Source organism: Acinetobacter sp. ABJ_C1_1, assembly GCF_044684115.1.
Lineage (GTDB): Bacteria > Pseudomonadota > Gammaproteobacteria > Pseudomonadales > Moraxellaceae > Acinetobacter > Acinetobacter nosocomialis_A.
This window is the reverse complement of sequence record NZ_JBITPU010000001.1, coordinates 571,659-593,903: the sequence shown is the minus strand read 5'-3', so window position 1 is coordinate 593,903 and position 22,245 is coordinate 571,659. Positions and strand designations below refer to the sequence as shown.

Sequence of the window (22,245 nt, the reverse complement as noted above, 5' to 3'; positions counted from 1 at the left end):
TTTTTAATTAGATTTTGCTAATTAAATCGTTAATTTGTTTTGCTTGTTCAGCTGCATTACCGGTGTAGGTTGCAGGTGTAAGCTCAGCTAAACGAGCACGCTCTTCGCTTGGTACTTGAGCAAGTTCATTACCATTTACGAAGTCAACCATCATGTCACGAGTCATTGCTTGACCACGAGTTAAAGCTTTTAACTTCTCGTATGGTTTTTCAACGTTATAACGACGCATAACTGTTTGAATTGGTTCTGCAAGAACTTCTTGAGCTTGGTCAAGGTCTTCATTTAAGCGGTTTGCATTGAGTTCAAGTTTACCAATACCTTTTAAGCACGCATCAAAAGCAATTAAGCTTTGAGCAAAACCAACACCCATGTTACGAAGTACAGTTGAGTCAGTTAAGTCACGCTGCCAGCGAGAAATTGGTAATTTTTCGCCTAAGTGAGCCAACACTGCATTTGCAATGCCTAAGTTACCTTCAGAGTTTTCAAAGTCAATTGGGTTTACTTTGTGTGGCATAGTTGAAGAACCAACTTCACCTTCTTTAAGTTTTTGTTTGAAGTAACCTAAAGAGATATAACCCCATACGTCACGGTTAAAGTCGATCAAAATTGTATTGTAACGACGTAACGCATCAAACAACTCAGCCATGTAGTCATGTGGCTCAATTTGAGTTGTGTATGGGTTAAATGTTAAACCTAAAGACTCAACAAAAGCTTGTGAGTGCGCTGGCCAATCAACATCTGGGTAAGCAGAAAGGTGAGCATTGTAGTTACCTACTGCACCATTGATTTTACCGAGTAACTCAACATTTTCAAATTGCTTGATTTGGCGAGCTAAACGATATGCAACGTTCGCCATTTCTTTACCCAAAGTTGTTGGGCTAGCAGTTTGACCATGTGTACGAGACAACATCGGTTGTTCAGCATGAGTCGTTGCTAAAGCAGAAATTGCATTTAAAATTTGCTTCATGCTTGATACTAAAACTTCACGACCGTTTTTAAGCATAAGCGCATGAGACAAGTTGTTGATGTCTTCTGATGTACAAGCGAAGTGAATGAACTCACCCGCATTTTGTAATTCAGCAATACCAGCAATTTTCTCTTTCAAGAAATATTCAACTGCTTTTACGTCATGGTTAGTTGTACGTTCAATTTCTTTAATGCGATTCGCATCTTCTTCAGAGAAGTTGCTTACGATTGCATCTAGAGCTGCATTTGTTTCAGCTGAGAAAGGAGCAACTTCAATAATTTCTGGACGATTAGAAAGCGCTTGTAACCAACGCACTTCTACAGTGACACGAGCATGAATTAAACCAAACTCAGAAAGAAAAGGGCGTAGCGCATCACATTTGCTGGCATAACGTCCATCTAATGGTGATAGTGCGGTTAAAGCGTTCATAACGATTCCTTAATGCTGGAATAAACATAAAACAAAAATAATCTCGTTACAGACTTAGATAACTTGGTACTGTAAGCGAGCAAGTGCTTGAATATCCTGTAGCAATTTACGTTTGCTAAAAATCATGTTCCATGAACTACCGCCGAGTTGTCGCCATAAATGAGCCATTTGTAGCCCTGTAAACAGACAAGCACGAATACGGTTGGTATGGTTGGTATCTTTAAATGCCTCAGCATTACCACGAACTAAAATGCGTGGATTAATTTGCCCGGCAGTATCAACATAGGTTTGCGCCAAATTGGCTAAAATACTTGGGTGTAAATAGTTATTATCAAAAAAAGAAAGCTGTTTTAAAATTTTCTGCTGCGCTTTTTCAATAATCGCCACATATTCAGGATTGCTATAGACTTTCTTTTCTAGCTGCAAAAGTGACATTGCGTAAGACATAGGAAGCTTTGCACTACGCATTTTAGGTAAACGAGACTTAGGCGCATTGGTAAAAGGCTGGGTAATACAATTTTCGAGTGTTTTAAGACCTAACGAAATATCAGCCAGTTGATTAAAAAAATCTAAAGTCTGGACGGTATTATTATTTGTTGTCGGGCGAATATTTAAACTCGCCTTTATTAATAACTCAAAATAGAAGTTACCACTTTCACCAATACTTTGCTGACCTGTCATAGCAGTCATATGTGTAAGCTGGGTCGCTTGGAATACCCCAGCCAAAGCAAGGGCACGGTTTTGGCGAACATTCAAAGCTTGTGATTGTTGAAAGGGTAACTCCACCATGCCACTCATTCCCTTAAATAAAATTTGGTGTAGGGGCATTTGTATGGTGAATCACACCCCCGCCTAGGCAAACTTCATCTGAATAAAATACAACACTTTGACCCGGTGTAACTGCGCGTTGAGGTTCATCAAACTCAACACGAATACCGTGTTCACTATTTTCATCAATAAACACTGTGCAAGCCTGATCAGGCTGGCGGTAGCGTGTTTTAGCGGTACAACGTAATCCTTCAGCCGGAATATGTTGTTCACCTGCTACCCAGTCAATGGACTCACTCCAAAGCTGTGTACTTTGCATCAGTGGGTGTTCATGTCCTTGGCCTACAACTAAACGGTTATTGGCAACGTCTTTATGAAGTACAAACCATGCACCTTCTGCTGCACCTTTCATACCGCCTAGACCAATACCACCACGCTGACCGAGCGTATAGTACATCAGACCGTGATGTTCACCAACTTCTTTACCGTTATCCAATACAATTTTACCTGGTTGAGCGGGTAAATATTGTTTAAGGAAGTCATTAAAACGGCGTTCACCGATAAAACATATACCAGTTGAATCTTTTTTCTTCGCAGTTGCTAAGTCCAGTTCTTCAGCAATTCTACGAACTTCCGGTTTTTCAATTTCGCCTACAGGGAACAGGGTTTTATTAATTTCACGCCCATGCACTGCATGTAAAAAATAGGTTTGGTCTTTGTTGTTATCTAAACCACGTAATAAAGGTGCATATGCTTCACCTTTAGAGTTGTAAGCAGTTTCAGCACGACGAGCATAGTGACCTGTTGCAATGAAATCTGCACCTAAAGTCATGGCATGGTCTAAAAATGCACGAAACTTAATTTCTTTATTACACAAGATATCTGGGTTTGGGGTGCGACCCGCTGCATATTCAGCCAAGAAGTGTTCGAATACACGATCCCAATATTCCATAGCAAAGTTTGCAGTATGGAGTTTAATACCGATTTTATCAGCTACTGCTTGAGCATCGGCTAAATCTTCCATTGCTGTACAGTATTCCGTGCCGTCATCTTCCTCCCAGTTTTTCATGAAAAGACCTTCAACTTGATAACCCTGTTGAAGTAAGAGTGCCGCAGAAACAGATGAATCTACGCCACCAGACATACCGACGATGACACGTTGTTGCATAGGACTAGGCATCCAAATGAGAAGTTAATGAGGGAGAGAAAGGGTGCTCATAAATAAGAGCTAAAGGATAATGGTGGCCTTTTATAGCATCTTCAATGGCTTTAATGACTAAAGGACTACGAGCACGGGCAGATTCTTGAAGCTCATCTAGAGTCATCCAGACAGCAGAAACAATACCTGTATCAAGTTTAGGGTCGCTTTCGACTTGAGTGACATGTGCTAAAAAGCAGAAGCGATAGTAAGTACGGTCCGGAAACATGGGTGGGGTATATGTATAAATACCAAGTAAGGCATCTATCTCAACATGATGACCCGTTTCTTCAAGTGTTTCACGAATAGCAGCTTCTGTTAGCGTTTCACCACATTCCACATGACCAGCAGGTTGATTAAACACAGTGTGTACAAAACCTTCGCTATGTTCTTCGACAAAAAGATAGCGTCCATCTTTTTCTACGACTGTAGCGACAGTGACATGAGGAGTCCATGCGGCCATAAAAAAGCACCATGAATTTAAAAGTCGTATGATACGAAATTTAGGGGTTTTTGGCTACGGTGATCTTACAAACGATAGAGCACTCTAAAAACTCTATCGTTTGAAAAACTAACTACGTTTTTAATTTGTTTGGTTATCTTTATGGTTATTTTGCACTTTTACATAATGTCTTGCTGAATAAGGTAAAAATGCCAATTCTTTTTCAGTTAGAGGACGTACTTGCTGTACAGGGCTTCCAACATATAGATAACCACTTTTTAAGACTTTACGAGGTGGAACTAAACTGCCCGCACCAATCATTACATCATCTTCAATAACGACATCATCTAAAATGACGGTATTAATTCCGACTAGTACGCGGTTGCCAATCGTACAGCCATGTAAAGTAACATGATGACCTACTGTCACATCTTCACCAATAATAAGAGGTGAACCATTGGGTTTCGCATCATTTTTATGGCTGACATGTAACATACAATGGTCTTGTACATTACTGTTTTTACCAATTTGAATGCTATTTACATCTCCGCGAATGACTGCAAAAGGCCAAACCGAAACATTTTCGGCCAATTTAACATCACCAACAACCACTGACATTTCATCAATGTAACAGCTTGGATCAATTTGTGGATGATGATCTAAATAAGGACGGATGTTTTTTGTCATGAGAAGCATCAAAATAAAATTTAATCGAATTATAAAATAAAAAAGCACTCAAGCTAATAGCATGAGTGCTTAATCCAACTACTCTAAACTTAGAATAAGTTGCTGAAGAATTGTTTGATATGGTCAATCATACGTGCGAAGAAACTTGCTTCTTCAACTGGTTTTAATGCAACAAGAGGTTTTTCAGCAATGACTTTGCCATCTAAACTTGCAACAAGTTTACCCACCACTTGGCCTTTTTGTAGAGGAGCATTAAGGTTTGGTTGTACAACTAATTGAGTCTTAATGCCACCAGCTTTGCCTTTAGGCATAGTAACGTTAAAGTTCTCTGCTAAACCAATTTGAACTTCATTTTCTTTACCGAACCATACTTTCGCTTTTGCAAGAACTTGGTTTGCAGGTTGAACATTTGCAGTTTCAAAGTTCGCAAAGCCCCAAGACAACAATGAACGAGTTTGATTAGCACGTTCATTAACGCTGTCGGTACCGAAAATAACTGAGATTAAACGCATTGGACCACGTTTACTCGAAGTTGTTAAGCAGTAACCAGCTTCATCTGTATGACCTGTTTTTAAACCATCAACGCTTGGGTCAGTGTAAAGTAAAGCATTACGGTTACCTTGCTTGATACCGTTAAATGTAAATTCTTTTTCAGAGTAAATTGGATAGTATCTTGAGCTATCTTTAATAATATGCTGAGCTAAAACTGCCATATCTTTTGCAGTTGAATAATGACCTTCAGCAGGTAAGCCTGTAGAGTTCATAAATTGGGTATTCGTCATACCAATACGTTTTGCTTCCTGATTCATCAGGTGAGCAAAAGTACCTTCATTTCCGGCAATGTGTTCAGCCATTGCTTTTGATGCATCATTACCAGACTGAATGATAATACCTCGAAGCATTTCTAAAACAGTTGCTGTGCCATTTAATGGTACATACATACATGATTCAGCGCTGCTTCCTTTACACCAAGCTGATTCGTTCATACGAACCTTTTCGTTCTCGGTAAGTTCACCTTTTAATAATTTTTGTTCAATGATGTAGCTTGTCATCATTTTAGTCATAGAAGCAGGAGCAAGCTTTTCATTTTCATTTTTAGAAGCGAGAATTTGTCCTGTCTCGTAATCCATTAATACATAAGACTTATTATTTAATTCTGGCGGAGCTGATAAGACAGTTGCTGCATAAGAAAAACTTGGTAAGAGGAGGAGTGCAGCAATAGCGCTTTTTCGAGTCATTCTAGGTAATTCCAATATCTTGTGTGAAGCAGAAGAGCCTAGCATTTTAGGACAAAGCAAAGCCGACTTCTATGGGGGAAGTCGGCTTTTTCAAACAGTATTGTAACTAGAGAGTTTTTAACTAATTTAGTTTTGCGATTGATAAGCTTTTACGTCTTGACAAACTAACGTGTTTTGCTCGTTACCAGCAGCTTTTGCATCATTACGTGCTTCTTTTAAGACTTTCTTGAAACTTTTGTCTTTAGTACGTTTTTCTAAAGCGGCAACTGGATCTGCTTCATTTGGTAAATAATCTTTTACAAGACGCTCATAACCTTGAGCAAATTCTGCATCTTTTTTACCAATCAAACTTGGGCAAATTTCAGAAAGTACTTGAATTGCTGCTAATTCTTCCGGCGTAGTACCTTTGGTCGGTGTAACTTCAACAACATTTTCATTTTCAGTTTTCTTTTCAGCTGTTTTTTTCTTGTCAGCAGCATAACCCACTGTTGCCATTGTCATGAGTAAAACAACAGAAAGTGATTGAACTAAGCTTTTTTTCATAAACATGGATAACCTGAAACAAAAATTTGAAATATGCCGATAGCTTAAACAATTTAAACGCTAAAAAAATGGAAAAAATGTATTGTTATGTAGGTTTTCTGCTTTACATAAACAGAAAACCCTCCAAAGAAAAGCGAATTAAGCTTAGTCTTTGTAATTTACAACTTCTTCACAAAGTTCATGTTGCTCATGATGATCCATTTCTTTTGCAGCTTGGCGAGCTTCATTTAATAAAGTTTTATACTCTGCATCATTTTGCAGTGCAGAGAAGGTAATTGCTTTATTGGAATAACCGCCGAGGTACATCGCAATAATCTTTTTAGTATTGGTTTCAAGATTTTTATTTGCGCCAACAAAAGTAGGGCAAATTTCTTGTAAAACTTGAGTAGATGCAATGTCATCTTTAATTAAGCTGTCAGCTTCTTGTGTCGAGATACCCTCATCAGCAAAAACCGTTTGCGTACACAATGTGATACTGATCCCCAATACTTGAAAAAAAGGAGCGAAAGTTTTCATTTTTTCACAATTTTATAATGCTATGGAGGCATAAATATATATAATTCAACAAATAATTCAATTGAGAAAACCTTTGGGTTTATTTGTCGAGAAAGATTTTTTGTGAATATTCTAATTGCGAATGATGACGGTGTATTTGCACCAGGTATACAAGCTTTAGCTGAAGCGTTAAAACCACTAGGCCGTGTTGTCGTGGTTGCTCCGGAAAGTGAAAGAAGTGGATTTTCGAGTGCGTTAACACTTGATCGCCCTTTACGTCCTATTCAAATTGCTGAAGATGTATGGGCAGTCAATGGAACACCAGCTGATTGCGTTTATTTATCCATGAATGGATTATTCGATTTCGAATTTGACTTGGTGGTGAGTGGAATCAACAGTGGCGCAAACTTAGGTGATGACGTTCTGTACTCAGGAACAGTCGGCGCTGCCTTTGAAGGGCGCTTAATGAAACAGCCTGCAATTGCGGTTTCTTTGGCTGGGTCGGATGTACGCTCATACAACCATAAAGATGATTATGCTCAAGCAGCCAAGTGGGTGCATGACTTTATTGCCAAAGGTTTACCTGCGCTACCGCCGCGACATATTTTTAATATTAATATTCCGGATGTGCCACAGCTTAAAGGGACTCAAATTACTTACCAAGGCCGTCGTGCTCAGTCTAAACCAATCACAAGTCATGTCGACCCAAGAGGAAGACAGGTTTACTGGATTGGTCTAGCAGGTGAAGCGGTTACGGACCCACAGCGTATTGCCAGCCAAGTTCAGTCTGACTTTTTTGCGGTTGCAAACGGTTTTGTAAGCGTAACCCCAATTCAGATGGATGCAACAAACTATGCGGTTTTAGAAGATTTGCAGGCAAGTCTGGGCTAATAATCTGGGCCAAATGTTATAACTTTGTGAATAAAGAAAAAGAGGAACATGTTTCCTCTTACTTTTTTGGTACTCTTAGCCGAAATGATTTGTAGCATTTAGTGAGGGAGATCGATGCATTTAACTGGGCAACAAAGCAGATCGCATATTCAAAGAGACAATATAATGAAAATTATGATGTTGTCTGTAGCTGTAGGTTTTACTGTTGCAATGGCAGGGTGTGCTTCTAAACCACAAATTAATAATAGTTCTCGCTATTCAATGGCTCCTAACTATTACACCGTCCGTTCAGGTGATACTTTAAGTGGTATTGCAATGCGTTATGGTTTGGACTACCTCAGTGTTGCAGAGATGAATGATATTGCTCCGCCATATCGCATTTATGTCAATCAATCACTACGATTGAAGAAATCTTCTTCACCAAAAACCGTGTCGACACAAGTCATGGCGCAACAAGAACCAATTAAGCGTCAAACCATTGCATTACCGACAACCACAACAACTCCACCAAAAACAACGGTTACTACACCGCCGCCAAGAACGGTTGCATCAACCACCAATACTACAGTGGGTGTCTCTGTTCCAAGTTCAAGCTTGCGTTGGGTGAAACCAAATAGTGGTCCAGTGATCCAAGGATTCAATTTGGCGAATAATGTCAAAGGAATTCGTTACGGTGGTAACCAAGGTGACCCGATTTATGCTGCGGCTGATGGTCAAGTTGTATACGCAGCCGATGGTTTAAAAGAATATGGTAATCTCGTTTTGATTAAACATATTGATGGTTATATCAGTGCGTATGCCCACAATAGCAAGATGATGGTGAAGAGTGGAGATAATGTAACCGCGGGCCAAAAGATTGCTGAGATGGGGTCTTCAGGGGCTTCTCGTGTCATGCTTGAGTTCCAAATTCGCCTTGACGGTAAACCAATCAATCCAGCAAATCTTTTACCAAATTAGCTAATGCAATAAATATAGGTTTCCTCGTATAATGCAATTGGTTGCTTTCATTACAACAATAAGCATTTTTTATAAATTTAGAATTAGATTTGAGGAAACCTATGTTAGATCAGCTTCGTGCGATGGGTGTTTTTGCTTGTGTGGTTGAAAAAAGTTCATTTAGTGGTGCGGCACGTGAATTAGGCATTACAACAAGTGCTGTAAGTCAGCAAATACGTTCTCTTGAAAATGAAATGGATGTAATTTTATTACACCGTTCTACTCGAAAACTTAGTTTGACAGAGGCTGGACAGGCTTTTTTCTCAAGTTGCCAAGAAATGTTGGCGGCAGCAGAAAGAGGCAAAATCAGAATCAATGAATTGCGAGATGATTTGATTGGTGATTTGCGTATAGCAACTACACCAGATTTAGCAGTTCAGCACATTATTCCTGCGTTATCTCACTGGATGTCTGCCCATCGTGGTTTATCTGTTCATTTTGAAGTGGGGCATCGTTATATCGACCTAATTGAAGAGCGAATTGATATTGCAGTGCGTATGAGTTCTACACCAGTAGAAGAGAGTAGTACTGTAGTTCCTATGGCTTTTGTTGATCAGATTTTGGTAGCCTCTCCCAGCTATCTCAATCAATCAAGCCCGATTTTGCATCCGAATGATTTAAACAACCATGAGTTGCTTTCTATCAATGCAATGAACGAATCACGCAGTTTTAGTTTCCAACATGCTAAAACCGGTGAAAAATTACATATAGAGATGGTAAGCCGTTTGCAAAGTAATAATTTGCAAGTTGCTAAAGCCTTATGTCAGCAGGGACATGGCATTGCCAGAATCTTATATTTAGATGCTCAAAAAGAACTTAAGGCTGGTTCTTTAATTGAAATCCTTCCAGATTGGAAACTCCCAGCTTTCACCTTATATGCAGAGATCGCAAAACACGATCAACAGCCAATGAAGATTCAGCGTTGTGTAGAAGCGCTTAAACAGTACTTTAGCCAATTGGCAGGCGGAAGAGCCATGCAAATTGTTCGCTAATTTTATCTTATTCGTAAAAAGGGCTTGTGATTACAAGCCCTTTTTTATTGGTGTTATTTCTGCTTCAGAGTCGCAACTTCTTCTTGAGTCTCTTGTGGAAGATCATCAGCTGTGAGCTCTTCATGCTTTTTGATTTTTTTCTTATTTTTCTTTTTCTTCTTTGGCTCCTCTTCAATTTCTGCACCATCTTCAATGGCTTGCCAATATTCGAGTTGTTCCATTACAGCAGCATAAATAGAGTGTTTACTGTACTTACCTTTTTTGTCGAGTGTACCGACAGGGCGGGCCATTAAAATCTCAAGCGCTTGATCGATGGTATCAATCGCATGGATATGGAATTGGCCACTTTGCACCGCATCAATCACGTCTTGACGTAACATCAAATGCTGCATGTTTTGACGTGGAATAATGACACCTTGTTTGCCAGTTAAACCTTGTAATTTACAAGCATCATAGAAGCCTTCAATTTTGGCATTTACACCACCAATTGGTTGAACTTGGCCTAACTGGTTCATAGAGCCAGTAATTGCCCATGACTGATCAATTGGTATTTGGCTAATTGCTGAAATTAATGCAGAAAGCTCGGCAACTGTTGCACTGTCGCCGTCCACTTGCCCATAGCTTTGTTCAAATGCAAGCGCAGCAGAGAAATGCAAAATCTGTTCACGACCAAAGTGAGCTTTCAAGAAGCTAGACATGAGCAACACGCCTTTGGCATGTAGTGAACCACCAAGTTCTACACTACGCTCAATATCAAGAATATCGCCGCCACCTTGATAAACTGATGCAGTCAAACGTGAAGGTAAACCAAACTCAACATCTGCATAGTGAATGACGGAGAGGGCATTGATTTGACCTAAACGATGACCAGAAGTTTCGATTAATTGAGTTCCACGCGACAGATCTTGCCAGTAAAGCTCTCTTAAATAGCCTAAGCGATATTGTCTATGTTGTAGTGCAAGGTTAATGTGCTGGTCGGTTACAATCTTTTCATTGGCTTTAAATGCATGATGATGCGCTTCGCGAATGAGGTCACCCAAAGTTGAAGCATGTAACGACAGTGAGCTTTGGTCTTCTGCCTGACGGCTTGAGTCGGTAAGTAAAGCTGCTAAAGCACTGCGGTCAAACGGAAGCAATTTATCTGCTTGTACATAGTCAGCAATTAGCTGCATGTAAGCTTGTTCATTTTCGTCATTACGTTGTAATGTATCGGTAAAATCTGCACGAATTTTAAATACACTACCAAGCTCTGGTTCTACTTCTAAAATTTCATAATAAATTTCAGGTTCCGCCATAAGAACCACTTTAATATCAAGTGGAACTGCAGCAGGTTCTATCGAGATAGAACCTGTTAACGTCAACATATGTTCAAGAGAAGAGAGCTTGAGCTGGCCTGATTTTAAGGCACGCTTTAAACCTTGCCATGCATAAGGCTGTTCGAGCAATTGCTCGGCCTCAAGCATTAAAAAACCACCATTCGCTTGATGTAGAGCACCTGGGCGAATGAGAGTGAAATCTGTGGTAATTGTACCGTTGTGAGTAAGTTGTTCTACATGACCAAGCAAGTTGTAGTGCGTTGGGAAATCTTCAAAAATAACCGGCGCACCGCTGTTTGGTTTATTTGAGACAATCACATTGGCTTGATAGCGTGCTGGCACACGATTGAACATAGCAGGAGCAAAGTCATCTTCTTCTTGTTCTAAAATGAGCTCAACATTGTCAATTACGTCTTGCGCATACTGTTTTAAATAATCTTCAAGGCCTTTGACTTGACCATATTTATTTAAAATCAAATCCATGCGTGGCATAACTACTTGAGTCGCGATGTCTCGATTTAAGACAGACACTTTGTCACGTGCGTCATCTTCTAAATCGCCTAAATGCAAACCAAGACGCTCGAGCTTTTTATCCATGTAGCGAACATTAGCTGCGATCTCAGCACGCTGCTTCGTATTTAAAGCATCAATTTCTGTTTGAGTTAGTTCTTGCACCTGATCATCTTTTACTTGTACAGGTACAAAACCATGTTTCTCATTTCGAGAAATCAATTTTAAATCGAGCTCTTCGCCTTCTTTGGTTAATTCAACCAGCGCTTGTTGTTGTTCATCTCCGGTTTCCTCACGGATACGCTCAATACGGTTATGGTAAGTCTCGGCACTAAAACGGCGTTCAAGCTGTTTTAAAATAATTTGCCAAGTTTGGTGAAGGGTATGCTGAAACTTGGTTCCTTGCCCAGCAGGGAAGCGTAGAGCAAGTGGTTGGCGTGCTTGCTTAAAATTATAGACATATACCCAATCATCTGGAGTAGGCATTGTTTTCGCATGTTGTTGGAGTAAACGCTTAATCATGGTGCGTTTACCCAAGCCTGCCGTTCCTACTGCAAAAATGTTATAACCAGAGTAGGGTAAAGAAATGCCTGCTTCTACCGAAGCTTTGGCACGATCTTGCCCTAAAAAGTTATTAAGCGGTTTTATACGTTTTGTAGAAGCTGGGATATTTTCGAAATTTGGAATATGCGTAAGTTGTTCGGGTTTTAAGGCTGTTTTATCCAAAGTCATTTTTATATCAGGTTGCTCAAAAGCTGAAGGAAATGCATTTATTGTGACGTTTGTGGTGTTTGTTTTAGCGAGTGATAAAGTTGAAGTTGTCACTTGATCAAGTTTTTGTGTCACTGTTGATATCCAGCAAAAGAAAACGAAGGTTGAAGATTAAAGGTATACAGGTTTAGCATAAAATATCAAGCAAACTTGCTGCTTTTATCACCAAAACAAAACTTGATTGCAGAAAGAATCTTGAAAGCAATTGTAAGAAGCGATTGAATAGGCGCATTTATAATTTATGGAAAATAAAAAACGAATGACCACACAAACCTCTGGTTGGGTCTCGGCGTTTAAAGCATTTTTAGACCGTCGTGCATTAATTATGCTATTTCTGGGTTTTTCTGCCGGAATACCTATTTTATTGATTTTCTCTAGCCTCTCTTTATGGCTAGGTGAGGCGGGTATCGATAAAAGTGCAGTCACTTTTTTCAGTTGGGCAGCTTTGGGATATTCCTTTAAGTTTGTTTGGGCACCCTTAATTGATGAGTTGCCAGTACCGGTCTTGACCAAGGCCTTAGGCCGAAGACGTGCTTGGTTGCTAATTGCACAGTGTTTAATTGTGCTTGCGATTTGTACCATGGCTTTTGCCGACCCGGCTTTAGGTCATAGCTACCTTGTTCAAATGGCGGCAGGTGCCGTGTTGCTTGGGTTCTCGGCGGCAACGCAAGATATCGTGATTGATGCTTATCGTATTGAGTTAGCTGAAACTGAAATGCAGACGGTGTTAGCATCTACTTATAATGCGGGTTACCGTATCGGTATGATTGTAGCGGGTGCTGGTGCATTATTCTTAGCAGCACATTTAGGAACAGCGAAAGGCAACTATATTTACGAGGCGTGGAAAACAACTTACTTAACAATGGCAGCCGTCATGTCGGTAGGTATTATTACAACCTTGCTTGTCCGTGAACCTAAGGTTAATCGCGTATATAAAAACTATAAAACTACTGATTATTACCGTCTGGTTTTAGTCTTCTTTGTAGCGGTCATTTCGTTTGTCATAACTTATATTTACTCAGGTCAAATTACTGAGGCAATTTCTAAAGCTGGCAATATTCAAGACAGCGCAGCTTTATTTGGCTTAGAAGCTTTAAGATTTTTAACAGCAACAGGCACTGCCATTTTAGTCGGTTATATACTGGTGAAAATAGGCGTGGTCAACCAGCAAATGGCAAAAGAAACTTGGATTGCACCAATTCTTGATTTCTTTAAACGTTATGGTGTCAAACTTGCGTTAGTGCTTTTATTCTTGATTGGTTTCTTCCGTATTTCAGACATTATTGCTGGTGTGATCTCAAATGTCTTTTATCAAGATTTGAACTTTAGCAAAGAGCAAATTGCCGAAGCTGTAAAAGTTTATGGTGTTATCTTTAGCTTGGTTGGTGGCTTCTTAGGTGGTCTATTAGCGCAGCGTATGAATATCATGAAACTGATGTTTGTTGGTGCTGTATTAGCAAGCTCTACTAACCTCATTTTCATTGGTTTAGTAAAATCTGGCAAACCGCTTGATATGGTTGATGTTCAAGTGGGTGATAAACATTATAAAGCTCAGCCAGATGAAGTAGGTTATTGGAAGATTAAAGTCCCGAGTTCCACTTTTGATGGGGCAAAACAAGTTGATGTAAAAGCTGGCTATGCTTTGCAAGGTCAACAAGCAGAGACCATAGTCCGAGTTCAACCATTAGTAACAACTCATGCTGAACATGTTCCTCTACAGATTTTACCTTTAATGGGCAGTGACCAAATCACTGCTAAATCTTCTGAAGGCAGTGTGGTTGTTCGCGGTCAGTACTTTGGCAAAGCTTTATCACCTAACCAAAAGATTGTGGTGAATCTTGATGGACAGAATTTTGATGCAAAAATGACAGATCAAAAAGGCGTGTTTAACGCTGCAATTGATATGCAAAAATTACTGTCATCACCAAGTAAACAACTGACTGCTTCGGTGGTTGAAGGAAACCAAAAAGTATTATCAGTTTCCCATCAATATGAAGTCGCTTCAAATTCTGAACCAAAAGCTGAATTAGATGTGAACATTGAACCTCTACCATACATTGACACCAAGTCAGGTAAAGAAGTTGAGATTAGCGGTAAAGTCATTAAGCCTTATAGTTCACTGTGGCTCTACTTCGCAATTGTTGTAGATAATATGGCTTCGGGTCTTGCTGGTGCAGCATTTATTGCATTCCTTTCGAGTCTAACCAGTGTGTCTTTTACTGCTGTTCAATATGCGATCTTTAGTTCACTGATGACCCTTACACCAAAACTTTTAGGTGGATATTCAGGTACCATAGTGAGTAATATTGGGTACCCAAACTTCTTTTTGATGACCACATTGATCGGGATTCCAATCTTAATTTTAGTGGTTTGGGTTGGAAAACTACTCAAAGATCATCAAACACATGAAACAGAAAAGGCAGGTGAATAAACATGCGAATGCTTCATACAATGTTGCGAGTAGGCAATTTAGAACAATCTTTAAAGTTCTATACCGAAGTATTAGGAATGAAGTTACTTCGTAAGCGTGATTATGAAGAAGGTCGTTTTACACTGGCATTTGTTGGTTATGGCGATGAAGAAAATAATACCGTGCTTGAACTTACACATAACTGGGATACATCAAGTTATGATTTAGGTAATGCTTATGGTCACATCGCAATTGGTGTCGAAGACGCTTACAAAGCATGTGAAGAAATTAAAGCACGTGGCGGTAAAGTTGTGCGTGAAGCTGGCCCAATGAAGGGTGGTGTTACGGTGATTGCCTTTGTTGAAGATCCAGATGGCTACAAAATCGAGCTCATTCAGCAAGATGCAAACGCTAGAAATAATTAAATAATTGACTTTGGCGCTTTAAGATTTAGGTCTTAAAAGCCTAGCTTTATTTTTATAGCCCAGTATGATGAAGGCTTGACCAAATGGTCAATTTATCAACTGGGTTTTTATTTGTCTAAAATAATCATAGGATGTGAACATGCTGAAGTTCTTGGCACTTGATCGATTTACAATTTTGTTGGTTGGTATGGTGCTACTAGCAACATTTTTTCCAGTCAGTGGTCAAGCTGCGCAGTATTTCAATACATTAACTACAGTCGCGATTGCAATTTTATTTTTTCTGCATGGGGCTAAGTTGTCTCGTGAGGCTGTAATTGAAGGTATTTTGCATTGGAAAATGCATTTACTGGTATTTGCAATTACGTTCTTTATTTTTCCTGCACTTGGTTTATTGGCTAAACCTATTCTTTTACCCTTATTAGGACAGCAGCTCTATTGGGGCTTTCTGTTTATGTGCTTCTTGCCATCTACTGTTCAGTCTTCTATTGCTTTTACTTCAGTGGCAAAAGGGAATGTGGCCGGGGCGGTATGTAGCGCATCTTTCTCAAACTTGGTGGGTATGTTCATCACGCCAGTTTTAGTGAGTTTCTTTATTTTAGGGCAAAGTCAGCACGGGTTTGATCCTACATCGTCTATTATAGAAATTACGCTATTGTTATTAGTGCCATTTGTTTTAGGGCAATTGTTTCGTCCTTATATTTTTCCATATATGGCAAAAGTACCAAGCATTGTAAAAGCATTCGATCAAGGCTCAATTTTGATGGTGGTTTATGGTGCATTTAGTGGGGCAGTAGTTGCCGGACTTTGGCATCAAGTGAACTGGAAAACCTTACTTCTTTTAGCACTCGCTTGCTCGGTATTACTGACTATTATTATGTTGCTTGCACTGTATTTGCCACGTGCTTTTGGTTTTAGCCGTGCCGATCAGATTACCGTGTTCTTTTGTGGCTCAAAAAAGACCTTGGCGAGTGGGGTTCCAATGGCACAAATCTTATTTATTGGTCAGCCTTTGGGAATGATTGTATTGCCAATTATGATATTTCACCAAATACAGTTAATGGTGTGTGGAGTAATCGCAAATTACTGGGCTAAATCCCAAGATTAAGTCGCAAAAAAAAATTATATGGCGTATAATACTGTCCACTTGTTGTGCTTAGCTCTAACCCTAGAGGTTTCGGTGGGCCAAAAGAATGGTCTGTTGTGGTGTTGATCTGCTTGAAAAGCCTGCCTCAATTTAATTGAGAGTGATCAATTGCGATGACAGCTTAAGCCTTTCTTCAATTAGGAGTAATCGACGATGCGCGCCGATATTCACCCAAAATATGAAAAATTAGTTGCAACTTGCTCATGCGGTAACGTAATCGAAACTCGTTCTGCTTTAGGTAAAGAAACTATTTACCTTGACGTATGTTCAGCTTGCCACCCTTTCTACACTGGTAAACAAAAGAATGTAGACACTGGTGGTCGTATCGACAAATTCAAACAACGTTTTGCTGGTATGTCTCGCTCTATCAAGCGTTAATACTTCAAAACGAAACAAAAAACGGGCTTATGCCCGTTTTTTGTTTTTAGCGTACAAGACCATTATTGGTCTTGCACATCTGTTAAGCGATCAAGCTTTTTCTGAAAATAATCACCTTGTAAGAAACGTGCTTCCACATTCCATGCATTAGCAAACAGGTTCATATCATTTAGGTTAGCCAGTAAAATTCCAATCGGTTTTACAGTTAGATAGTTCAATACTTTTTCTTGCAAGCTACTAAGTCCTTGGTCTGAGCTTAATAGGTCAGTTTTGCTGGACTGTAATTTTACAAGCTGAATATCAAGCTGCTGCAAAATTGAATCGCTATATATAGAAGAAGCAAAGTCTCGGATTGAAACTTCCGCACCATGTTGACGTAAACGACCAATCAGCGGCTGAGCTGTTGGGAGGTAGTGCTGAAGTGCCTGTTCCGAAAATTGCAAAATTAGCGGACTTTCAAGCTTGCTACCAATGATGGTAAGCAGTTTTGAAATCAGTTCAGGGAATGACTTATCTTTCAGCAAAATATCAATATTAAGGTTAATAATGAGTCTTGCTTTAGGATACTGAGCAATGAAGTTATGAAGCTGTTTACATGCTTCTACCAATATCCAGCGGTCTAGTTGAATTGATAACTCAGCATCTTCTTTTAAGTCAGCTAAGTCATTTAAATCATGCCATTGCTCATCAGCAATGAAGCCACTCGTCACTTCATAGTTATGAGTTTCTTCATCATGCTTGTCATAAACTTGCTGATACTTCAGGTGTATTTGGCCCTGAGCTAGTTTTTGTCTTAACTGCTGCAGCAAAGAAGACTGCGAAGTCACCTCAAAATGTTCAATCGTTAAATCAAGAGGAACAGCTTCAATGCTCGGAGAAACTGTTTTTTCTACGATAGGCGTTATTTCAAGCTGAGGGGTAACTTGAGGTAGGTTCTGCTTTTCAGCTTCATTAAGTAATGAGCTAAATGAAACCTCAGTGAGTGGTTGATTAAGCGGAGCATAGCTAAGCTTTAACTGTACTGAAAAGTTTTGCTCATTCACTTTTAACAAGTGCTCTTTTTGCAAAGTTTGTAAACTCGTCAACTGAGAGTTTAAAACTGTACTATTTTCAGCTTGTAAGATGCCGACATACGTACCCAAATCGACTTGGTAAATCGGCATTTGTGCATGGTCTTTTAAAAAACCATGTAGCTGATTGAAATACTGCCCTAAAGTCTGCCAACCTTGTTGAAAGAGGCGTTCTGGGCACTGTGCAAGTCTAAATAGAACTATGGCATTTGCTTGCGCAGGGTGGGTCGATAAATGTCGGTTAATCTGTGGCCAAGCTGTGCTTAACCCAGTCGTTTTCTCGGACGGTGCCGTATTTGCTGGTGTTTTTAAATCAACTTGATAGTCGATGGTCAGCTGTACAGCATCTTCTTCTTGGCTCGGAATAAATTCCAGTTTTAAAGCATTATTACCCGAAATGGCTTGATGCTGACTTTGAATCTCGAAGCGTGCTTGATCAAACTGTCCTAAAGAAATTTTCTTAAAACGTTGTTTAAAAATATTTAAATCGTTGGGTTGTAAGACATCTAAAATTGGCAAGCCAATAATATCTTCTTCTTGCTGAAAGCCAAAAAGATTCAAATATTCGGTATTTGCCTTAATGTGTATGCCTTCTTGGAAAATAGCGACCGCTTTATGGCTGTTATCGACCAATGTTTGTGTATGCGTATGAATGGTATCAAGCTCCGCCAAAAGACGTTGTTCCTTTTGTAAAAGGCGGCTGTATGACAGTGCTCGAACAAGCGTAATATAGAAATAGTCCAGAGGTTCTAGCGGGACTACATCATAAATACCTTTTTGAATATAGCTTTGATATTGCTGCGCTTGGTAATCATCTGGTTGTAGAAGTAAAATTGGTAGCTGCGGCTGTTCTGAGGCTTGAACAAGGGAGAGAGTTTGTTCAATTTTCAAATCATATGCGCGACCAAAAATAATGACATCCCAGGATGTATTGAGCTGCTTTTCAAAACTTTTTAAATCATCAAGTAATAAAGCATTAACTTGATAATCATTCCCCGATAATAAATTTAAAATTTGGTTATAACGTAACTGGTTATCATCAATAATGAGTAAACGTATTTCAGTACGTTTTAACCTTTTAGATAGTAAAGAGTTTCTCACTTTAATGCTTCCCATAAATCTTGGCTATTCACGTTACTATTCTTTTTCAGCATGAACTGATCAAGCAGGTGTTGCTGCTGCTCATTCAAAAGTTCAAATTGAAATTGAATAAAACTTTGAGTAATGAGTTGTGCTTTGAGTAGATACACTTTGATTTCTTCTGTCCCCAATCGTAAATGAATTGTTTGTTGCTCTCTAAAAATTTGAGACCCCGGTAAAATAAGCGTGTTTTGTATTTCTTCTAAGTTTTGAGTTTGTAGTAATAGTGCAGGGTGGTAATTACGAGTATGGCGCTCTGCCTGAATATGTACAGCACAAGGGAACATGGCTTGTGAAAGAATTTCTAAACCCAGTTCCAGACTTTTTTCAGTCGATTGTTTAATCCAGCGAATCACACCGCCACGCCACTGACCATGCAGCGTTTCTTTGACTAAAATATATTCGCCAGTTCTTAAGTTTTTAGGCGCTTCACCAGACCATTTAATACGGTAGCCATTCACACTAATATCAAGCACGGTGGTTTGATAAATGGTTTTACTTTCACGGCTTAAGCGTTGGTAAGACGAGGTTTGTTGCTCTTTTTTCTCTAGGTTTGATAAAACTTTCGATTCGCTTTGTAGATTATAGTTATTGTTAAGCTGTAGCGTTTCTTCAAAGTTTTTTGCTTTAGATAAGTAAAAATGAGCAGTACTTAACCCGAAACAGATTTGCAGTGCAGCATTATATTCATAACGTTCATGACGGCGTTGTGCTGTCGTGCCCAAAATGGTTTGAACATGGAATTTTAGTGCTGGGCTCAAATAAATCTTTTCATTTTTAGACATATATTGAGCATTTTTATGCATGGTGGCAGTGACATGCTCAAGCAATGCTTGCGTGCTAATAAAAATACTTGGGTTGAAGTTTGAACTTTGTTTTTTGTTATATACAGGCGGGTGGTCTTTAGTTGGATCGACCACATACTTTGTTAAAGCAGAGTCTTTAGGCAAGATTTGAATCATGCGTGCCCAGTCGAAACTACATTGAAACAAAGCCTGAATTTCTGATTGACGAATCTGATTGGTATTAAAAATATCTAATAAAATAAGCTGTGCATAAGCCTGCGTAATATTCGCTAAAGGATGTTGCACGCCTTGAATATGATTAATATTGGTTAAATGGTATTTGTGTTGAACGGCTGTTTCATAAAGTTGATGTGCAATTAACCATTGACCTTTTACAGGTTCGCTATAGAGCATATGCTGTTGGTATAAAAGGTTGGTCAGTTGCTGCAACGCATGGAATGTCGCCAAAATACGTGCAGTTTGTAAGTTTTTCTTTTGCTTAAATGAAAACAAAGAGAACTTCTGTTTTTGCAGCTGTTCGTGACTGGTCTGTGCAATATTTAAATAAATGCTGGCAAAATAACAGCGCAACAGCATTGCCAGCTCAATAATATGCTCGTTACGATCTGTACTAATCACACCTTGGTTAAAGAAGTTCTTTTCTAAACTTGCCAAAACATTATTAATGGTTGGGTGAAGCGTTTGAATTAAGTCAAAGCGAAGTGTTTCACTGCAATTTAATTCATTTAACTCCAAAATTGCGGTAAATAGCGCTTTTGAAGTATCACCCAATTGCATAATAGAAAGGGTAGTAACCCATTCATTAAGGTCTTTAATGTTGGCTTCACAAAAGCTTAACCGTTCACGAGTACGTACGGTTTGATTGTGAAAAATGTCCGAAAGTGCATTATTCATCATCACTTATTATATAACTCAAAAAGTTGTAGCCCCAAAAAGCGGTGTTTTATTCTTTTCGCCCGCAATTTCCCTGACGAGTTTAGGAACCAGATATCCAGGTAGGCTCGCTAACACGTCTTGATATATCGCATCTATTTCAGATGGCATTAAATCAAAATGTTGTGCACCTTTTACTTTATCTAATACGTGTAAGTAATATGGCATAACGCGAGCTTCAAATAGACGATAACTTAAGTCAGTTAAAGTTTGAGCAGAATCATTGACACCTTTTAGCAATACCGCCTGATTTAGTACAGTAATGTGGTGTGAAGATAACTCCATCAACTTTGAACAAGTAAAGTCATCGAGCTCAGAAGCATGGTTCGAGTGTACCACCAGAATAATACGCAGCCTACTGTTTTTTAATAAAGAAATCAGCTCTTCGTCGATTCGATTTGGAATGACAATTGGAACTCGTGAATGAATTCGCAAAATCTTTACTTGTTTGAGAGATGATAAACGTTCTAGCCAAAGTGCTAACTTACGGTTAGAAAGTGTAAGTGGGTCACCACCACTTAAAATTACTTCATTAATGTCAGGATTGGCTTCGATATAGTTTTTAATATTGAGCCAATCATCATTTTTTGGCAGATTTTCCTGATAAGGGAAGTGACGACGGAAACAATAACGACAATGCACAGCACATGCACCCGTCAAAGTTAGTAAAAAGCGCGATTTATATTTATGTAAAACACCCGGTAACTGGTTGGCTGCTTCTTCACCTAAAGGGTCTGTAACAAACTCAGGATGTTCCTCAAGCTCTAAATGATGAGGTAATACTTGTAGTAAAAGCGGGTCAAGCGGGTTTTTAGCGTTCATTTTTCCGACGAACGCACGAGGAACACGCAATTTAAACTTTTCAGAAGCCAGAATCGCACCTGATAATAGCTGATCTGAGGATAACTCGAGTAGGCTTAGCAATTCAGAAGGATCAGTAATAAGGTCACTGAGTTGTGATTGCCAGTTTTGCTCTTGGTATAAATAGTTTATCATTTGACACGATTAAGATAATGCAACAACGCATTATATCGCATAGTTGACTTGTTAAGTTTGGAGTGTGCCTTTCATGGCCTATTATTCTACAAATGATTTCAAAGCTGGCCTTAAGGTTATGCTTGATGGTAACCCATGTTCTATCATGGAAAACGAATATGTAAAACCAGGTAAAGGTCAAGCGTTCAACCGTGTAAAATTACGTAACCTTAAAACTGGCAAAGTATTAGAAAAAACTTTCAAATCAGGTGACTCTTTAGAAGCGGCTGACATCGTTGAAGTTGAAATGGAATACCTATACAACGACGGTGAAATGTGGAACTTCATGGATCCTGTAACTTTTGAGCAAATTGCTGCAGACAAAATTGCAATGGGCGATGCTGCTAAATGGTTAAAAGACGATTCAAATGAAAAATGTACAATTATGTTGTTCAACGGTGTACCTTTAACAGTAAGCCCACCGAACTTCGTTGTATTAAAAATTGTTGAAACTGATCCGGGCGTACGTGGTGATACATCTGGCGGTGGCGGTAAACCAGCTAAGCTTGAAACAGGTGCGGTTGTTCGTGTTCCGTTATTTGTTCAGCAAGAAGAAAGCGTTCGTGTAGATACTCGTACTGGCGATTATTTAGAGCGTGCATAATAGTTAAAAAATAAACTATTATCGAAGGGATGATGTAAATCATCCCTTTTTTTATGC

20 protein-coding genes are annotated in these 22,245 nt (G+C 39.2%); 8 read left to right on the top strand and 12 right to left on the bottom strand.

The window, feature by feature from the left end:
* Positions 1-7: 7 nt before the first annotated feature.
* The 8 genes from purB to ACG59Z_RS02865 form a co-directional block, all read right to left on the bottom strand.
* Positions 8-1,396, bottom strand: coding sequence for an adenylosuccinate lyase (purB, locus tag ACG59Z_RS02900; protein ID WP_002052704.1), 1,389 nt, complete (start codon positions 1,394-1,396; stop codon positions 8-10).
* A gap of 54 nt (positions 1,397-1,450) precedes the next feature.
* Positions 1,451-2,185, bottom strand: a complete 735-nt coding sequence (gene hflD / locus ACG59Z_RS02895; RefSeq protein WP_000229973.1) for a high frequency lysogenization protein HflD — start codon at positions 2,183-2,185, stop codon at positions 1,451-1,453.
* Between the two features lie 13 nt (positions 2,186-2,198).
* Positions 2,199-3,332, bottom strand: coding sequence for a tRNA 2-thiouridine(34) synthase MnmA (mnmA, locus tag ACG59Z_RS02890; RefSeq protein ID WP_031981789.1), 1,134 nt, complete (start codon positions 3,330-3,332; stop codon positions 2,199-2,201).
* Positions 3,333-3,336: 4 nt separating this feature from the next.
* Positions 3,337-3,825 (bottom strand): NUDIX hydrolase, encoded by a 489-nt coding sequence (locus tag ACG59Z_RS02885; RefSeq protein ID WP_174722977.1) that lies wholly within the window; start codon positions 3,823-3,825, stop codon positions 3,337-3,339.
* Positions 3,826-3,945: 120 nt separating this feature from the next.
* A complete protein-coding gene (locus tag ACG59Z_RS02880) occupies positions 3,946-4,491 on the bottom strand; it encodes a gamma carbonic anhydrase family protein (RefSeq protein WP_004707665.1) in 546 nt (181 codons plus the stop codon).
* 89 nt (positions 4,492-4,580) lie between these two features.
* Positions 4,581-5,729 (bottom strand): D-alanyl-D-alanine carboxypeptidase PBP5/6, encoded by a 1,149-nt coding sequence (gene dacC / locus ACG59Z_RS02875; RefSeq protein ID WP_174722975.1) that lies wholly within the window; start codon positions 5,727-5,729, stop codon positions 4,581-4,583.
* Between the two features lie 126 nt (positions 5,730-5,855).
* Positions 5,856-6,278, bottom strand: a complete 423-nt coding sequence (locus ACG59Z_RS02870) for an MCR_0457 family protein (protein ID WP_263614302.1) — start codon at positions 6,276-6,278, stop codon at positions 5,856-5,858.
* A gap of 138 nt (positions 6,279-6,416) precedes the next feature.
* Positions 6,417-6,788, bottom strand: a complete 372-nt coding sequence (locus ACG59Z_RS02865) for an MCR_0457 family protein (RefSeq protein WP_263614301.1) — start codon at positions 6,786-6,788, stop codon at positions 6,417-6,419.
* A 102-nt stretch (positions 6,789-6,890) separates the two neighbouring features.
* Here ACG59Z_RS02865 and surE point away from each other — a divergent pair, with 102 nt between their 5' ends.
* From surE to ACG59Z_RS02850, 3 genes are all read left to right on the top strand, one after another.
* Entirely contained in the window at positions 6,891-7,658 is a 768-nt protein-coding gene (gene surE / locus ACG59Z_RS02860) for a 5'/3'-nucleotidase SurE (protein ID WP_174724179.1), read from the top strand.
* Positions 7,659-7,772: 114 nt separating this feature from the next.
* On the top strand, positions 7,773-8,615 hold the full coding sequence (locus ACG59Z_RS02855) for a peptidoglycan DD-metalloendopeptidase family protein (RefSeq protein WP_174724177.1): 843 nt from the start codon (positions 7,773-7,775) through the stop codon (positions 8,613-8,615).
* A gap of 101 nt (positions 8,616-8,716) precedes the next feature.
* Positions 8,717-9,646, top strand: a complete 930-nt coding sequence (locus tag ACG59Z_RS02850; protein ID WP_263614299.1) for a LysR family transcriptional regulator — start codon at positions 8,717-8,719, stop codon at positions 9,644-9,646.
* A gap of 53 nt (positions 9,647-9,699) precedes the next feature.
* On the opposite strand, the gene ACG59Z_RS02845 is transcribed toward ACG59Z_RS02850, so the two are convergent.
* Positions 9,700-12,318: an ATP-binding protein gene (locus ACG59Z_RS02845; RefSeq protein ID WP_263614297.1), complete on the bottom strand. Its 2,619-nt coding sequence runs from the start codon at positions 12,316-12,318 to the stop codon at positions 9,700-9,702.
* Between the two features lie 166 nt (positions 12,319-12,484).
* Between ACG59Z_RS02845 and ACG59Z_RS02840 the strand changes: the two genes are divergently transcribed.
* The 4 genes from ACG59Z_RS02840 to rpmE all read left to right on the top strand — a co-directional run bounded on the left by ACG59Z_RS02840 (position 12,485) and on the right by rpmE (position 16,600).
* Complete coding sequence (locus ACG59Z_RS02840; protein ID WP_400197894.1) at positions 12,485-14,674, top strand: AmpG family muropeptide MFS transporter; 2,190 nt, start codon at positions 12,485-12,487, stop codon at positions 14,672-14,674.
* Between the two features lie 2 nt (positions 14,675-14,676).
* Entirely contained in the window at positions 14,677-15,078 is a 402-nt protein-coding gene (gene gloA, locus ACG59Z_RS02835; RefSeq protein ID WP_002052709.1) for a lactoylglutathione lyase, read from the top strand.
* Between the two features lie 133 nt (positions 15,079-15,211).
* On the top strand, positions 15,212-16,183 hold the full coding sequence (locus ACG59Z_RS02830) for a bile acid:sodium symporter family protein (protein WP_400197892.1): 972 nt from the start codon (positions 15,212-15,214) through the stop codon (positions 16,181-16,183).
* A gap of 192 nt (positions 16,184-16,375) precedes the next feature.
* Positions 16,376-16,600: a 50S ribosomal protein L31 gene (gene rpmE, locus ACG59Z_RS02825; RefSeq protein WP_001200845.1), complete on the top strand. Its 225-nt coding sequence runs from the start codon at positions 16,376-16,378 to the stop codon at positions 16,598-16,600.
* Positions 16,601-16,662: 62 nt separating this feature from the next.
* Here rpmE and ACG59Z_RS02820 read toward each other — a convergent pair whose 3' ends face one another.
* From ACG59Z_RS02820 to epmB, 3 genes are read right to left on the bottom strand one after another with little or no spacing between them, the layout of a single operon-like run.
* Complete coding sequence (locus ACG59Z_RS02820) at positions 16,663-18,771, bottom strand: EAL domain-containing protein (RefSeq protein WP_400197890.1); 2,109 nt, start codon at positions 18,769-18,771, stop codon at positions 16,663-16,665.
* Positions 18,768-20,513, bottom strand: a complete 1,746-nt coding sequence (locus tag ACG59Z_RS02815; protein WP_396463942.1) for a GTPase — start codon at positions 20,511-20,513, stop codon at positions 18,768-18,770. Before ACG59Z_RS02815 ends, ACG59Z_RS02820 begins: the two co-directional genes overlap by 4 nt.
* A 15-nt stretch (positions 20,514-20,528) precedes the next feature.
* Positions 20,529-21,545 carry an EF-P beta-lysylation protein EpmB gene (gene epmB / locus ACG59Z_RS02810; RefSeq protein ID WP_002052728.1) on the bottom strand — a complete coding sequence of 339 codons (1,017 nt, stop codon included), beginning with the start codon at positions 21,543-21,545 and terminating at the stop codon, positions 20,529-20,531.
* 73 nt (positions 21,546-21,618) lie between these two features.
* On the opposite strand from epmB, the gene efp reads away from it, so the two are divergent.
* Positions 21,619-22,188 carry an elongation factor P gene (gene efp, locus ACG59Z_RS02805; RefSeq protein WP_263614294.1) on the top strand — a complete coding sequence of 190 codons (570 nt, stop codon included), beginning with the start codon at positions 21,619-21,621 and terminating at the stop codon, positions 22,186-22,188.
* Positions 22,189-22,245: the final 57 nt, after the last annotated feature.